This window comes from Pandoraea sp. NPDC087047 (genome assembly GCF_044745225.1).
Classification (GTDB): Bacteria; Pseudomonadota; Gammaproteobacteria; order Burkholderiales; family Burkholderiaceae; genus Pandoraea.
This window is the reverse complement of sequence record NZ_JBIUZU010000007.1, coordinates 1-15,930: the sequence shown is the minus strand read 5'-3', so window position 1 is coordinate 15,930 and position 15,930 is coordinate 1. Positions and strand designations below refer to the sequence as shown.

Sequence of the window (15,930 nt, the reverse complement as noted above, 5' to 3'; positions counted from 1 at the left end):
TGAGTCAGCGCTGACTCACCATCACGCCCAGCCGTCCTGCCTTCGGTCACTCAGACGCGCGCGCCGTCGCCCGCGCCGGGAAAGAACTCGCGAAGCATACGCGCCACGTACGCCGTCAGGTTCGGATGATTCTCGATTTCGTCGCGCAACGGCATGCGGAAATCCGGCGTCGCTGCGCCAGCGATGAAAGCGAAGGCCGTGGCATCCGCGCCGCACGGTCGATCCCCGAAGAAATACGGTTTGTCGCCGAGCAACTGGGCGGCCGCCTGCGCGCCGCGCCCGAGCAACTGCACCTGCTCCTCCGGTTTATAGCGACCGGTGCCCTGCCCGTGCAGCGTGCCGCGAATCTTGCGACGAATGAATGCCTCCGCCAGCGCACGCACCGGCCACGGAATCGACTTGAAGAACGATGCCGGTCCCTTGGCGAAGTTCTCTTCGTCGCACCAGCGCGCCTGCACCACGTACCAATAGAAGTGATCCTCCAGCGCTTTCTCGAACATCCACGCCGCGCCTCGCTGCTCGGGGGTGAGACCGGCGTCGAAATCGAAACCGTATTTGCGCTCGATGTGCAAGCGGATCAGCGTCGAGTCCGCCACGATCTGGCCGTCGTCGTCGATGTACGGAAGTTTGCCCTTGGGCGCACGACGAAAGCCGCTGCGATCGGTCCGGTACGGCAGCCCGGCCAGCTTGAGCAACATCTCCGCCTTGATCACGAACGGGCTGGCGTCGGGTAGTCCGAACGCCGGGCCAAAGGTATACAGGGTCAACATACGATGCGCTCCTGCGAGGGAAGGATGGCGCAGAGTATTACATGCGGCACCGCTCGGGGCGACCCGATAGAAAAGCCGTGCACATCGCAGCGCGTACGACACGACGGGTACGTCACTCGCGCACTGTGATTTTATACAGTATCATGTCACCCAATCGAGGAACGTCTCATGGAAACCATCGACTGGGATCAACTGGCGCTGAGCGCCGCCGAACGCGACCTCTCGGGCATCGTGCGCGAGATCGCCGCGCGTTTCGCACTGCATCGTCCGGCTGCCGCTGGCGAAGCGGCTGAACCTGCTGAACCTGATCAAGCGCATCAAGCCAATCAAGGGGCTGAACCGGGCGAAGCTGCGCCGGCATCGATGCTGGACTGGCGCACACTCGTGGCCATCGCCGACGAAGCGGAAGCCGATATCGGCCTCCAGGCACGGCATGAGCCCTGGGTGCTCGCACGCCTGTTGCGTCTGCCCGGCGACGAAGCGTTGCGCCACAGTGGAGAGTTGCCGTCGCTCGACGCTGCGGTCGATCTTGATTGGCCCGACGCCCCCGCCCCCGCGGTGTTCCGCGCCATCGTCGCGGCATTCGCCGGTGACGACCTGTCTGCGGACGTCGCAGCGCCGTTCACCGCCGGACCGTCGGTCCTGTCGTCTGCCTCGCGGGTCGGCGGCGCAGCGTGCCCGGCCTGAGCGCCGGTCGACACACCGGCAAAATACCGCGCAAAGCGCCGCCGCAACGAGATTCACGAAGTGTTCGATACCGTGGTCGAAAACGACGATTCCAGCACCCCGCATACGCCGCACATCCTCCCCGAGGCGATCGATCCGGACGCGCTCGCGCGCGCCCTGCCCGCGCCGATGGTCTTCGTCGATCTGGAGACGACCGGTGGCAATGCGCTCAACGATCGCATCACGGAAATCGGCGTAGTCGAAGTCGGCCCGCATGGCGTGGAGCAGTGGAGCACGCTGCTCGATCCGGCCGAGCCGATTCCACCGTTTATCCAGCAGTTGACGGGTATTACCAACGAGATGGTGCGCGGCCAGCCGTCGTTCGAAACGCTGGCGCAGGGACTCGCCGAGCGTCTGCACGGCAAGCTGTTCGTCGCCCACAACGCCCGCTTCGACTACGGGTTTCTCAAGAACGAATTCCGCCGCGCGGGCATCGCCTTTCAGGCAGACGTGCTGTGCACGGTGCGCCTGTCGCGGCTGCTGTTCCCCTCGGCCGCGCGACATGGGCTGGACGCCCTGATCGCTCGCTTCGGTCTGGCGCCGCTGGGCCGCCACCGGGCGCTCGCCGATGCCGATCTGCTCTGGCAGTTCTGGCAGAAACTCCACACGCTCTATACGCCCGATTTGATCGGGCAGGCGGTGCAACGTGTCACGAAGCGCGCCAGCCAGCCGCCCCAGCTTCCGGACGACGCCATCGACGCGCTGCCGGACAGCCCCGGCGTATATCTCTTCTACGGCGAAGGCGACACATTGCTGTATGTCGGCAAGAGTGTCGACATCCGGGCACGCGTGCGTTCGCACTTCTCCAGCGATCATCAAGTCGCCAAGGATCTGCGCATCTCGCAGGAAATCCGGCGGGTCGAAGCGCGCCGCACGGTCGGCGAATTGGGCGCATTGCTGCTCGAATCGCAACTGGTCAAACAATTGCAGCCCGTGCATAACCGCATGCTGCGCCGGGCCTCCCATCTCTATAGCTGGCAACTGACGCACGACAGCGATACGCCTCGCCTCGTCAACGCGAAGACGGTGGACTTTGCCAGCGCCGAGTCGCTGTACGGCACCTTCACGTCGCGCACGGGGGCGGAAAGCGCGTTGCGGGCATTGGCCGACGAGCATCGGCTGTGCTGTGCGCAACTCGGGCTGGAAAAGGTGGCGAAGGGGCGTCCGTGCTTCGGCTATCAGGTGAAGCGGTGCGACGGTGTTTGTGTGGGCGACGTCCCGCTCGCCCCGCATACCGAGCGCACACGCGAAGCGCTCGCGACACTGCAACTCGATACCTGGCCGTACGACGGGCCTATCGCGATTGAAGAACAGGGCAGACATACGGGCGAGGTCGAGTATCACATCATCGACCGCTGGCAGTATCTGGGCAGCCTGACCCACGTAGCGTCGCGCGACGCGCTGGACTCGCTCGTCGACAGCATGCCCGCCGCGACGGGTTTCGACCCCGACGTCTATCGTTTGCTGAACCGTCGCCTTGCGGCGTCACGGCAGATGGAACAGGTGGAACAAGGGGGACAGGCGGAACCCGCCCAACCGCCGGACGACACCGCGCGCGGCGAGATCGATGCCCCCGGCACCGACGGCACACCGGTCGCAGACGAGGTCGCCACATTACCCGTGCGTCGCTCGCCAGCACCGCTAACCGTTCTGCAACTCACCCGTCCGGCGTTTCGTCTGAGCCACGTCGAGCCGCCCGGCGCCACGGAAAAAAAGCCGCGTAGCGTCGCGTTATTGCGTCGTCGACCACCACGCCCCGAAGATCCGGCGCAGGGTCAGTTGCCGTTCGACGCACACTGAATTCGCTGAGTGAGCCGAGCTCAGCGCACCGCATCGCTCGTTTTGCCAGGCGCCCGCCCCACCGCCCTGCCACCCCCGCGCCGCATTGACGCGGACCGCTGTCAGACGCGCTCCGCCCCCAATCCCCGCCCGACTTCCGCCTCGCTCCCGCCCGCTTGCGCGCCGTCAGCGTCTCACCGAATCTCACTGCGTCTCACCGCGTCTCACCCCGCGAGACGCCCTCGCACGCCCACAATTTATTTCTCCCTTGCGTCACCTAGGCAAAACCCGCCTATCCACTTCGCGTCATGAGCATATAAATATTAAGTATTTGCAAGACGCATGCTAAAGGTCGAAGAATACGCAATCCGAATACAACAGGTATTGCGACATCGACGGCCATGGCGTCGTCGATGACCGGCGGTTTGAGCGCGTAGGGGTACGCGCCAGACCTCCGTCTCCCCACCGAGCCAGATGGAATTACGCCAACTCGAAGCCTTCGCGGCGGTCATGTCGACCGGCAGCATCACCGCTGCCGGGCGTCTGCTCGGGCGCTCGCAGCCAGCGATCACGCGCATGATTCAGGAGCTCGAAGCCGAGATCGGCTACGCCCTGTTTACCCGCAGCGGTCCGCGCGTCACGCCCACGGAACAAGGCTTTCTGCTGTTCGAAGACGTCGAGCACGTGCTCGCCGGTTTGCAGCAGATCCGCGCCCGTGCCGACGAGATCGCGCGCGGGCAGAGCCGCCCCCTGCATGTCGCCGCGACCTCGGCACTGGCCGCCGGTCTGGTGCCCGCAGCCCTGGCGCTACCGGGACTCGCCCGCGACACCCATCAGATCCAGATGCGCAGCACGTCGCCCGAACAGGTCGTGCACGCCGTGCTCACGGGCGCGGCCGACATCGGCGTGACCAGCTTGCCGCTGGAGCATCGCGGCATCGTCGTTCACTGGATCGGTGAAGCGGCGTGCGTTGCCGCCGTGCGCAGCGACGATCCGCTCGCCAGTCACGCGCGACTGCCGCTCGCCGCCTGCGCAGGGCGTCGCATCATCACCATGCAGAACCCGTACCGTCTGCGCCGTCGCCTCGATCAGGCGTTCTCGCAGGCAGGCGTGGCGCCCGCCGGACTGATCGAGACGAATGCGTCGATCAATGCGATGACCGCCGTGCGCGCCGGACTCGGCGTGGCGGTGCTCGAACCGGTGACGGCCTACGGCCTGCCGCTCGCCGATGTTGCCGTGCGTCCCATCGACGCCGATATCCCGTTTTTCTTTGGCGTCATCACGCGCGACGCCCGCGCGCCGTCGCCCGCCGTGCTCGCCTTCGTCGACGCGCTGGCCCAGGCCGCGCGCGACCTGCTGCCCGGCTTCGTGCAGCGCGCCGCCACCGAACACGCTCAAGTTTTGCAGTCGCTCTACGGCGACTTGCCTGCTCCCAAGGAAGCTCTGTCGTCATGACCCAGTCCCCGACATCCGCCACCGGCCTGCCCGCACTCGAAGCACGTCTGCGTCAGGATCTTGCCTGGCTCGAACTGCCCGCCAGACGCTGGGTGCCCGAGCGCACGCATAACGGCCAGCCCGTGCTCGACGTCGCCATCATCGGCGGCGGCATGGCCGGACTGGCAGCAGCGGCGTCGCTCACGCATCTCGGCGTGGGCGCCGTGATCTTCGATCAGTCGCCGCGCGGTTTCGAAGGCCCGTGGGCCACCACGGCGCGCATGGAAACCTTGCGCTCGCCCAAGCAACTCACCGGCCCGGCGCTCGGTCTGCCCGCGCTCACCTTCCGTGCATGGTTCGAAGCGCAGTTCGGCACCGACGCCTGGGACGCCCTCGACAAGATCCCGCGTCTGCAATGGATGGACTATCTGCGCTGGTATCGCGACGTGCTCGCCATCGACGTGCGTAACGACCACCGCATCACCGCCGTCACCCCGCTTGGTAAAGACGGTCTGGTCGAGTTGTCGGCGACCTCGCCCGAAGGCGAGCGCACCGTCTACGCTCGCCACGTGGTGCTGGCCACCGGTCGCGACGGCCTCGGCGGCCCGACCGTACCCGCGTTTGCGCGCGAGTTGCCGCGCCGCTTCTGGGCGCATTCGTCTGATGTGATGGATTACGCGACGCTGCGCGGCAAGCGGGTGGGCGTGATCGGTGCAGGCGCGTCTGCGATGGACAGCGCCGCCACCGCGCTCGAAGCGGGGGCGGCCAGCGTCGACCTGCTGATTCGCCGCGCCGACATTCCGCGCATCAACAAGGGCAAGGGTGCAGGCAATCCGGGCCTCACGCACGGCCACCTCAACCTGCCCGACGAATGGAAGTGGCGCATCCGTCACTACGTCAACGTGCAACAAGTGCCGCCGCCGCGGGGCAGCACCCTGCGCGTCTCGCGTCACGACAATGCGCGCTTCAACCTCGGCGCACCGATTCTCGACGTCACGCCAGTGGGCGACGCCCTGCACGTGCGCACCGCCCGCGGCACCTTCGTGCTCGACTTCCTCGTCTTCGCAACGGGCTTTCGCATCGACATTCAGGGCCGCCCCGAATTTGCCGCGTTCTCGAAGTCCGTGCGCAAGTGGAGCGATCGTTACACGCCCGTCGCAGGCGAAGAAGATATCGAACTGTCGGACTCGCCGGATCTCGGCCCGTTGTTCGAGTTTCAGGAAACGACGCCGGGCATGTGCCCCGGCCTCGAGCGCATTCATTGCTTCTGCTCGCCGGCCACGCTGTCGCACGGCGCCGTGTCCGGCGATATCCCGGCGGTGAGCGAAGGGGCGAAGCGTCTGGCGCAAGGGCTCGCGGGCACGTTCTATCGCGAGGACGTCGCGCATCACTACGCCAACATGGAGGCGTACGCCGAGCCGGAAGTGTATGGCGACGAGTGGACGCCCGCCCCGCCGCCGCCCGCATTGGGCAGCGAGAGCAAGGAGCGCATCGCATCATGACGGCATGGATTCTGCGCCGCATGCTGCAAGCGGTGTTAGTGGTGTGGCTGATGACACTGATCGTGTTCGTCGGCCTACATGCGATCGGCAACCCGGTCGACATCCTCATCGGTCAGGACGTCGATCAGGTCGAGCGCGCCCGCATCATCGCGCAGCTCGGCCTCGATCAGCCGCTGTGGCGTCAATACCTCTCGTTCCTCGGCGGCGCGCTGCATGGCGAACTGGGCAACAGCTTCGTGTACAACGTGCCGGCCATCCAGCTGATTCTGCAACGCCTACCCGCCACGCTGGAACTGGCCTTTGCCGCGCTCATCCTGGCCGTATTCATCGGCATTCCGCTGGGTTTGTTCGCCGGGCTCTATCCGCGCAACCCGATCTCGAAACTGTTGATGACGGGGAGCATCGTCGGCTTCTCGCTGCCGACGTTCTGGGTCGGCCTGATGCTCATCATGTTCTTCTCGGTGCATCTGGGCGTGCTGCCCGCGAGCGGACGCGGCGAGACGGTAAGCGTGTTCGGTATGGAGTGGTCGTTCCTGACGATCGACGGTCTGCGCCACCTGATTCTGCCCGCCCTCAATCTGGCGCTGTTCAAGATTTCGCTGGTGCTGCGTCTGACGCGCGCCGGGGTGTCCGAAGTGCTACCGCAGGACTTCGTGAAGTTCGCGCGCGCCAAGGGGCTTTCGCCGCTGCGTGTCGTGCTCGTGCACGTGCTGCGCAATACGCTGATTCCGCTGGTGACGGTGTTGGGGCTCGAGTTCGGCTCGACCATCGCCTTCGCCGTCGTCACGGAGAGTGTGTTTGCCTGGCCCGGCGCGGGCAAGCTCATTCTCGACAGCATCAACTCGCTCGACCGCCCCGTGATCGTGGCGTATCTCATCGTCGTGGTGTGCCTGTTCGTGTCGCTCAACCTGATCGTGGACGTGCTCTATAAGTGGCTCGATCCGCGTGTGCGCGTGGAGGCCGCTGCCTGATGTCGCTCAATCCGTCTCCCAACGGCACCCCTGCGCTCGCGCCCGAGCCCGTGCCGATGCACCGTGAATCGCCTTGGCAGCAAGGGCTGCGTGAATTCCTGCGCTCGAAGAGTGCCGTGCTGGGCCTCGTCGTGCTGGCGGTGTTGATCGTCGCCGCCATCGCCGCGCCGTGGATCTCGCCGCAAAATCCGTATGACCTGAGTCAGCTCGACGTGATGGATGCGCGTCTGCCACCCGCCACTGCCAACGGCGCCGGTACGTACACGTACTGGCTCGGCACCGACGGCCAGGGGCGCGACCTGCTCTCCGGGATCATCTACGGGCTGCGCATCAGCCTCGGCGTGGGTGTCGGCTCGGCACTCATCGCAGGCATTCTCGGCACGATTCTCGGCCTGGTCGCCGCCTACGCAGGCGGACGCGTCGACGCCCTCATCATGCGTCTCGTCGATCTCCTGCTCTCGTTCCCGTCGATTCTGGTGGCGCTGATGATCCTCGCCTACGTGGGCAAGGGCATCGGCAATGTGGTGCTCACGCTCGTGGTGCTCGAATGGGCGTACTTCGCGCGAACGGCGCGCGGGCAGGCGCTGGTCGAATCGCGTCGCGAGTACGTTGAGGCCGCGCGCTGCCAGGCGCTTCCGAACTGGCGCATCGTGCTGGGCCACATCCTGCCGAACTGCCTGCCGCCGCTCATCGTCGTGGGCTCGTTGCAGGTGGCCCGCGCGATCACGCTCGAAGCCACGCTGTCGTTCCTCGGCCTTGGCGTGCCGGTGACGGAGCCCTCGCTCGGCCTGCTCATCGCCAACGGGTATCAGACGATGCTCTCCGGCGAATACTGGATCAGTGTGTATCCGGGGCTGGCGCTGCTCGTCACGGTCGTCGCCATCAATCTCGTGGGCGACCGCCTGCGCGACGTGTTCAATCCAAGGTTGCAGAAATGAGCGGCGTTCCGTCTTCTTCCTCGTCCACGCCGCTCACGCTGGAAGTGCGCAATCTGCGCACGCAATTCGTCACGCGCGCGGGCACGTTGCCTGCCGTGGACGACGTATCGTTCTCGCTGCCGCCGGGCCACATCATGGGACTGGTCGGCGAGTCCGGTTCGGGCAAATCGGTGACCGGTTTCTCGATCATGGGACTGGTCGATGCGCCCGGCCGCATCGCCAGCGGCGAAGTGCTGTTCCAGGGGCGCGACCTCACGAAGATGTCGCCCGCCGAGTTGCGTCACCTGCAAGGCAATCGCATCGCGATGATCTTTCAAGATCCGATGATGACGCTCAACCCGGTGTTGCGCGTCGATGTGCAGATGATCGAAGCCGTGCGGGCGCACCAGAAGGTGTCGAAGTCGCAGGCGCGTGAGCTCGCGCGCGACACGCTCGGCATGATGGGGATTCCGAGTCCCGACGAGCGTCTGCGCGCCTATCCGCATCAGCTCTCGGGCGGCATGCGTCAACGCATGGCGATTGCGATCGCCATGCTGCATCGTCCCGACCTGATCATTGCGGACGAACCGACCACCGCACTCGACGTCACGATTCAGGCGCAGATCCTCTCGGAAGTGCAGAAGCTCGCGCGCCAGAACGGCACCGCGCTCATCTGGATTACCCACGATCTGTCCGTAGTGGCCGGACTGGCCGACACGCTTGCCGTGATGTACGCGGGCCGCATCGTCGAACAGGGTACCGTCGACGCCGTACTCGACGCACCGCAACACCCGTACACCGCAGGTCTCATTGGTAGCCTGCCCAGCCTGAACAAACGCGGCCAGCGTCTGCGCCAGATTCCCGGCATGACGCCGAATCTGCTGAATATGCCCGCCGGCTGCGCATTCGCCTCGCGCTGCGCCTATGCAACGGCCGTGTGCGGCGAGCGTCCCGAGATGACGCAAACGTCGCCGGGCCGACTCGTGCGCTGCTTCCACCCGGGCGCCGCGCTGCAAAAGGAGATGGTATGAACACGCCGCTGCCGCAAAGTCAGCCGGCCAGCGCCAGCTACGGCAAATCGAACAGTCCGAGCGCGACGCTGCCCGTGCCCATCGTGTCGCTGCGCGGCGTGAGCAAGCGCTTCGGCGAGCGCCACGTCGGCCCGGCGGGACGTCTGCTGGCGCGTGCCGGACTGGCACACCCGCCCGCCGTGGTGCGTGCCGTCGATCACGTCGATCTGATCGTCAAACCGGGCGAGGTGGTCGGTCTCGTGGGCGAGTCGGGCTGCGGCAAGTCCACGCTGGGCCGAATGCTCGCGGGCTTGCTCAAGCCCTCGACGGGCGAGGTTCAGATTCACGGACGTCCTGCCGCATCGCTGTCGTCGGACGAGCAGCGCGACGCACGTCTGAAGATCCAGATGATCTTTCAGGATCCGTACGCGAGTCTGAATCCGCGGCTGCGCATCGACCGCATCGTCGGCGAAGGCGCGCTCGTACATGGACTCACCGATCGTGCCGGCTTCGACGATTACGTGAGCGCGCAATTGCAACGGGCGGGGCTCGATCCCGCGTTGCGTCATCGTTATCCGCACCAGTTCAGCGGCGGTCAGCGTCAGCGTATCGGCATTGCCCGTGCACTCGCAGTGAATCCCGACCTGCTGGTGTGCGACGAGGCGGTGGCCGCACTCGACGTATCGATTCAGGCGCAAATTCTGAATCTGTTCATGGACCTGCGCGAGCAGCTGCGACTGACGTACGTGTTCATCAGCCATGACCTCGGCGTGGTCGAACACCTCTCGGATCGCGTGGTAATCATGTATCTCGGACGCATCGTCGAGAGCGCGCCGGTCGAGGAAGTGTTCCGTCGCCCGAACCATCCGTACACACAGGCGCTGCTGGCCGAGATTCCGCGCATCGACGTGCGTCACAAGACGTTCTCTGCGATTCGCGGTGAAATTCCGAGCCCGATTGCGCCGCCAAGCGGCTGTCACTTTCATCCGCGATGTCCGCACGCCATGTCGCGTTGCCGCACGGAGGTGCCGACGCTGCGCGGTGTGGCGATCAATCACGTGAGTGCCTGTCACCTGAACGACAACTGATATGTCCGCCGATGACGCCGCCCGATGGTGCGGCGGATTCGGCCTCTTCTTCCGAATCACCCACGACCAGGATCGATTGATAATGAAACGCTTCTTGTTGTCCTCTCTGGCGGCTGCCTTGCTCGTGACGAGCGCCGCGGCCTCCGCGCAAACCAACCAGACGCTGCGCATCGCCTTTGCCGACCCGCTGTCGTCGCTGGACCCGCAACTGAACAACCACGCGGGCGACCGCTCCGTCGATCTGCACTTCTGGGATCTGCTCGTCGAGAACAAGTGGAACAAGCTCCAGCCGGGCCTCGCCGTGTCGTGGAAAGCGCTCGACGCGAAGACCTGGGAATTCAAGCTGCGCCCGAACGTGAAGTGGCACGACGGCCAGCCGTTCACCGCGGCCGACGTCATCTATTCGTATCAGCGTGCACGTAACGTGCCGGGCAGCGTGGCGACCTTCGCGGGCTACCTGCGCACCATCGATACGATGAGCGCGCCGGACCCGCTCACGCTCGTCGTCAAGACCAAGATCCCGAATCCGGATCTGCCGCTGAACCTCGCTTCGGTGCACATCGTGAGCAAGCACGTCGGCGAGAAGTCGAACACCGACGATTACAACTCGGGACGCGCCATGATCGGCACCGGCCCGTTCAAGTACGTCTCCTACACGCCGGGCGAGCGCGTGGAGATGGTGCGTAACGACAACTACTGGGGCGGCAAGTCGGAGTGGGAGAAGGTCGACTATCGCTACATCAACAATGGTGCGGCCCGTACGGCGGCACTGCTGGCCGGTGACGTGGACGTGATCGACAAGGTCTCGGCGTCGGACATTCCGCGTTTGAAGAAGGCGCCGAACGTGACGGTGTATCCGTACCCGGGTCTGCGCGTGATGCTGCTCCAGCCGAGCTTCCGCGAAGGCACGAACCAGTACATCACCGATAACGCGGGCAAGCCGCTCGCGAAGAACCCGCTGCTCGACGTGCGTGTGCGTCGCGCGCTGTCGCTCGCCATCAACCGTGAAGCCATCGTCTCGCGCATCATGCAGGGCACGGCCAGTGTGGCCAACCAGTGGATGCCGAAGGACACGTTCGGTTACAACCCCGACGTGAAGGACATTCCGTTCGACGCCGCCCAGGCCAAGAAGCTGCTGGCCGACGCCGGTTTCCCGGAAGGCTTCAAGCTGACGATGCACGTGCCGAACGATCGCTATCCGCAAGGTCCGGAAACGGCGCAGGCCGTGGCGCAGTTCTGGACGCGTATCGGCGTGAAGACGCAAGTGGAAGTGGTGCCCTGGGCCGTCTATTCGAGCCGCGCGAACAAGAACGACTACGCCATGACGATGCTCGCCTGGGGTAACGGCACGGGCGAAGCAAGCTACGCGCTCGTCAACGTGCTCGCGACGGTCGATGCGAAGAAGGGACTCGGCGCTTCGAACTGGGGTCACTACAGCAACCCGGCCATCGACAAGGCGCTCGACGCATCGACCGCGGAGTTCGACGAAGGCAAGCGTGAAGCGATCCTGCGTCAGTCGGTGAAGGTCGAGACGGACGACGTCGGCACGATTCCGCTGTATCACTACCAGAACATCTGGGCCGCACGTAAGGGCCTGAAGGTCACGCCGTTCACGAGCGATCGCACCGTTGCGATGCAAGTGACCAAGGTAGCGAAGTAAGCCGGCCGCCGCGTTATGACGTCCTCGCTCACTTCATCGCTCGCGTCGTCCCTGATGCTGACGGCAACGCCCGCCGACGCGCTGATCGACGTGCCGCGCCACATCGCAGTGCACGGCGCAGCGCCCGGCGCCCACGTGACGCTGACCGCCCGCACCCCGCGGGCGGGAGGCGTCGTCTGGCATTCGCAAGCTACGTTTGTGGCGGACGCCGACGGCACGGTCGACGTGTCGCGCGACGCCCCCGTCAGCGGCAACTATCGGGGCGTGTCCGCAATGGGGCTCGTCTGGTCGCAAGTGCCTGAAGATGGCAAGAGCCGCGATGTGTTCCCACAGCCCGTCATCGCGCCGCTGGTGACGACGATCGTTGCGCAAGCGGGTGCAGGTGAATCGGAGGGGATGGTAGCGGGTTCGGGTTCGGGTTCGGGTTCGGGTTCGGGTTCGGGTTCGGGTTCGGGTTCGGGTTCGGCATCATCGTCGGCCTCGTCGACTTCGACGGTCTCGTTTGTCCAACGGTTGGCCGCCGAGGGCGTCACCCGACGCGACGTGCGTGAAGACGGACTCATCGGCACGCTGTATCTGCCGCCGGGCGACGGCCCGCATCCCGCCGTCATGATCCTCAACGGTTCAGGCGGCGGCATCAATGAACCGCGTGCCGCGCTGTACGCGTCGCACGGTTACGCAGCCTTCGCCCTCGGGTACTTCAAGGGGCACGGGCTGCCCGATTACATCTCGAATACACCGCTTGAATACTTTGCGAAGGGCATGGACTGGCTGCGTCGCACGGTGCGCCCGGCGCATGACTTCGTGGCGCTCTCGGGGCAATCTCGGGGTGGCGAGTTGGTGCTGCTGCTCAGCGCCACGTTCCCGGAGGCGGTTTCGGCAGTCATCGGATACGTGCCGAGCGCGCTGATTCACAGTGCGCAGAATGCGTGTGATCCAGCAATCGGCCGGGAAGGTCCGACATGGTTGCTCGATGGCAAACCGTTGCCGCATATCTGGGAGAACAACCGGACGGCATCGTGGGCACCGTTCGATGAAGGGCCGCCGCCGCATCGGCACGCCAAAGCGATGTTGACCGCGCTGGACGATGCCGACGCCGTGGAGCGCGCACGTATTCCCGTCGAGAAAATTCGCGGGCCGGTGATGTTGCTCTCCGCGGAGGATGACGGTTCATGGCCGTCGAGCCGTTATTCGCGGATGGTGACGGAGCGACTCGCGGCCCACTCGCATCCGCATGCAGTCGAGCATCTCGATTTCGACCGTGCGGGACACGCCATCGTGTTCCCCTACGTGCCGACGACGCAGCTCGTGTACGCACATCCCGTGTCAGGAAAGATCAGCACCGGCGGCGGAGCGCCGGAGGCCAACGCGTTCGCGGACGAGCGTTCGTGGGCCGCTGTGCAGGCATTCCTCGCGCAGGCTGTGGCCGAGCGCGCTCAATCACAAGGACAATCATGACCGTCAATACTCAATACGACATCGCTGGCGATCTCGTCGACCGCGTCGCCGGTCTGACGCCCGGATCGGCTACGCACACGTTGCGTCACGCGCGCGACAAAGTCGCTGTGGCGACGCAAGGTAGCTACGAAGGACTGTTCGATCCGGCGCTGGAGGGCATCTCGCTTGTCGAGCGCTTGCTCGTCGCACTGTATGCGAGCCGTCTGACGCCCTCGCCGTCGCTCGCCGCGCACTATCGCGCTGAGCTGGGCAAGTATGAGGTCGATGCCGCGCAGTTGAAAGCCGTTGAGTCCGGTGAGCCGGATGACGTGGCAGATACGCGTTTGCGCGCGATCCTGACGTTCACGCGGACGCTCATCGAGAACCCCGTCGCGGGGGACAAGGAAGCGTTGCATAAACTGCCGGCGGCCGGACTCACGACACCCGCCGTCGTCGCCCTCGCGCAACTGATTGCTTTCCTGTCGTATCAGACGCGTCTGGTTGCCGGTCTGCAAGCCCTCAAACAACTGACGCCGCAGGAGACGACAGCATGAGCGAGATCATTCGGTCACATGGATTTACCAACGAGTCGCTCGACTGGGACGCATGGCTCGATGTCGTTGAACTCGACAAGGCCACGCCGGAACAGGTCGCCGTGCTGGAGGAAAGTCATCCGAAGGCCAAGACGTCGGATTACTACCTCTTCCTCGTCCATCAGCCCGAGATCCTTCGTCAACGTTCGGCAGCCTTCAACGCGATCATGTACGCACCGGGCGGTATGCCGCGCGCTGAACGCGAGTTGTCGACGACGGTCGTCTCGCGTATCAACGGGTGTGTGTATTGCGCGTCGGTGCATGCACAGCGTTTTGAGCAGTTGGCAAAGCGCAACGATGTGATTCGCGAAGTCTTCGACGAACCGCGCACGGCTGGCACGACGGATCGAGAAAAAGCGATTTCGCAATTCTCGATCGCGCTGACGGAAAAGCCGGGGGATGTGCGTCCTGAGCAGTTGCAGGTGCTGCGCGACGTTGGCCTGACGGATGCGGAGATCCTGGACCTGATTCACTCCATTGCTATCTTCGCGTGGGCAAACCGTCTGATGCTCAATCTCGGCGAGCCGGTGTTTCCGGAGACTGGGCCTGTGGTCTGATGGTCTGTGATGGTCATTGACCTGAAGTCGAGCCGCAGGAATGCGTCGGCACGTGTGTTGAACGTGCCAATGTAGTGCCAAAGAAAAAGCGTTGTCCGTCCGGGCAGCGCTTTTTTGTTGCGCGAGCGGTGTACGCTGGAGTCCTTGTGATCGCTTCGCACTGACATCAGCCAATCAGCCTTCCATCATGACCTCCGCCTTGTTCTCCATCCAGCCAATTGCGGCTGAAGATATCGTTTTCTGGCGCCGGCTCAGACACAGCCTTTGGCCGCAAGCCTCCATAGATGAGCATGAGCGCGAGATTGCGGAAATACTCTCGATGCCTGACCGTTACGCGGCATTCATGGCATTTTCCGAGACAAAGATGGCTGTGGGCTTTGCCGAGGCATCCATACGCCATGACTACGTGAACGGCTGCGACACGTCCCCGGTGTTGTTCCTCGAAGGCATTTACGTGGCACCTGACGCACGTCGTCAAGGTATTGCGAAGGCGTTGTTCAAATCCGTGGAGCAATGGGGAACCTCACACGCATGCGACGAATTCGCCTCCGATACCGATGTGCACAACATTGACGTGCAGGCGTTACACCGAGCACTTGGCTTCGAAGAAACCGAACGCGTCGTCTTCTTCCGAAAGCGCACGGCGAAGGTTGAGTCGACGTGACCCAACGAATCGAACCGGCGATGCAAGAAGGACTCGTCCTCATACGGTGCTACCGAGACGGCGCTTAATTAACCCAAACGACGCGCCATAAAAGCAGCCAACCACTCTGAATCGAGTGCAATCGCAGTCAAATTGGATTAGGGGGAGGCTGGTCGCGGGAGTGGCGGGCACAAGTTTGTGCCGCCCCTCCCAAGATGGTGGCGACGTTTCCAGTGCGCGTTCGACCGGCAAGAGATAGTCATAGGCGTAATTCCTGCGCTCGAAATACACTGCCAGACATTCTTGCCACCCTGCGGTGTGTCACTTCGCATGAATAACTCGTGTGCAGGCGAACCGACGACGATGCAGTAGAACCGAAGACTTGCTAAGCGGGACCGAGTCCCTAAGCACGACTGGAAAGCACCGGCCAGTGACACCTATGCTGCACGGCTAGTGCCGATGCTTCGTGCTGATGCCGGTGCCGCGATGCTGGTACCGATGCTAATGCCGGTGTCGTACTGTTGCTGTTGCTGTTGCGGGTGCGGGTGCGGGTGCGGGTGCGGGTGCGGGTGCGGGTGCGGGTGCGGGTGCGGGTGCGGGTGCTGATACTAGTGCCAGGCCGTGATGCTATTGCCGGAGTGGGTGCTGATTCCCCGCCAGCCGCTGCACCCACCGAGGCGAGTTGCGGCATCATAAATTCTCACTGCAAAAAGCAAAAACCCCTTGCTACGCTATGTAGCAAGGGGTCTTTAGGGGAGCCTGACGATTACCTACTTTCACACGGGTATCCGCACTATCATCGGCGTGGAGTCGTTTCACGGTCCTGTTCGGGATGGGAAGGGG

Annotated in this window: 12 protein-coding genes and 1 pseudogene; 12 read left to right on the top strand and 1 reads right to left on the bottom strand. The window is 64.3% G+C overall.

What is annotated here, in order from left to right:
- Nucleotides 1-50: 50 nt before the first annotated feature.
- Nucleotides 51-770, bottom strand: coding sequence for a glutathione S-transferase C-terminal domain-containing protein (locus ACIPHM_RS14440; protein ID WP_400329149.1), 720 nt, complete (start codon nucleotides 768-770; stop codon nucleotides 51-53).
- Nucleotides 771-938: 168 nt separating this feature from the next.
- On the opposite strand from ACIPHM_RS14440, the gene ACIPHM_RS14435 reads away from it, so the two are divergent.
- From ACIPHM_RS14435 to aac(6'), 12 genes and pseudogenes are all read left to right on the top strand, one after another.
- The gene (locus tag ACIPHM_RS14435; RefSeq protein ID WP_400329146.1) at nucleotides 939-1,457 is read left to right on the top strand and encodes a hypothetical protein; all 519 of its coding nucleotides are present in this window, start codon (nucleotides 939-941) and stop codon (nucleotides 1,455-1,457) included.
- 60 nt (nucleotides 1,458-1,517) lie between these two features.
- Complete coding sequence (locus ACIPHM_RS14430) at nucleotides 1,518-3,296, top strand: exonuclease domain-containing protein (protein ID WP_400329143.1); 1,779 nt, start codon at nucleotides 1,518-1,520, stop codon at nucleotides 3,294-3,296.
- A 453-nt stretch (nucleotides 3,297-3,749) separates the two neighbouring features.
- The gene (locus ACIPHM_RS14425) at nucleotides 3,750-4,730 is read left to right on the top strand and encodes a LysR substrate-binding domain-containing protein (protein ID WP_400329140.1); all 981 of its coding nucleotides are present in this window, start codon (nucleotides 3,750-3,752) and stop codon (nucleotides 4,728-4,730) included.
- A complete protein-coding gene (locus ACIPHM_RS14420) occupies nucleotides 4,727-6,211 on the top strand; it encodes an NAD(P)-binding domain-containing protein (RefSeq protein ID WP_400329138.1) in 1,485 nt (494 codons plus the stop codon). Before ACIPHM_RS14425 ends, ACIPHM_RS14420 begins: the two co-directional genes overlap by 4 nt.
- Complete coding sequence (locus ACIPHM_RS14415) at nucleotides 6,208-7,182, top strand: ABC transporter permease (protein WP_400329135.1); 975 nt, start codon at nucleotides 6,208-6,210, stop codon at nucleotides 7,180-7,182. The genes ACIPHM_RS14420 and ACIPHM_RS14415 overlap by 4 nt, the downstream gene beginning before the upstream one ends.
- The gene (locus ACIPHM_RS14410; RefSeq protein ID WP_400329132.1) at nucleotides 7,182-8,120 is read left to right on the top strand and encodes an ABC transporter permease; all 939 of its coding nucleotides are present in this window, start codon (nucleotides 7,182-7,184) and stop codon (nucleotides 8,118-8,120) included. The genes ACIPHM_RS14415 and ACIPHM_RS14410 overlap by 1 nt, the downstream gene beginning before the upstream one ends.
- Nucleotides 8,117-9,130, top strand: coding sequence for an ABC transporter ATP-binding protein (locus ACIPHM_RS14405; RefSeq protein WP_400329129.1), 1,014 nt, complete (start codon nucleotides 8,117-8,119; stop codon nucleotides 9,128-9,130). Before ACIPHM_RS14410 ends, ACIPHM_RS14405 begins: the two co-directional genes overlap by 4 nt.
- On the top strand, nucleotides 9,127-10,197 hold the full coding sequence (locus ACIPHM_RS14400; protein WP_400329126.1) for an ABC transporter ATP-binding protein: 1,071 nt from the start codon (nucleotides 9,127-9,129) through the stop codon (nucleotides 10,195-10,197). The genes ACIPHM_RS14405 and ACIPHM_RS14400 overlap by 4 nt, the downstream gene beginning before the upstream one ends.
- An 82-nt stretch (nucleotides 10,198-10,279) precedes the next feature.
- Nucleotides 10,280-11,857, top strand: a complete 1,578-nt coding sequence (locus tag ACIPHM_RS14395) for an ABC transporter substrate-binding protein (RefSeq protein ID WP_400329123.1) — start codon at nucleotides 10,280-10,282, stop codon at nucleotides 11,855-11,857.
- Between the two features lie 15 nt (nucleotides 11,858-11,872).
- Nucleotides 11,873-13,848: pseudogene (locus tag ACIPHM_RS14390) on the top strand (acyl-CoA thioester hydrolase/BAAT C-terminal domain-containing protein).
- Nucleotides 13,845-14,444 (top strand): peroxidase-related enzyme, encoded by a 600-nt coding sequence (locus tag ACIPHM_RS14385; RefSeq protein WP_400329120.1) that lies wholly within the window; start codon nucleotides 13,845-13,847, stop codon nucleotides 14,442-14,444. Before ACIPHM_RS14390 ends, ACIPHM_RS14385 begins: the two are co-directional and overlap by 4 nt.
- Before the next feature lie 187 nt (nucleotides 14,445-14,631).
- The gene (gene aac(6') / locus ACIPHM_RS14380) at nucleotides 14,632-15,108 is read left to right on the top strand and encodes an aminoglycoside 6'-N-acetyltransferase (protein ID WP_400329117.1); all 477 of its coding nucleotides are present in this window, start codon (nucleotides 14,632-14,634) and stop codon (nucleotides 15,106-15,108) included.
- The last annotated feature ends 822 nt before the right edge of the window (nucleotides 15,109-15,930 follow it).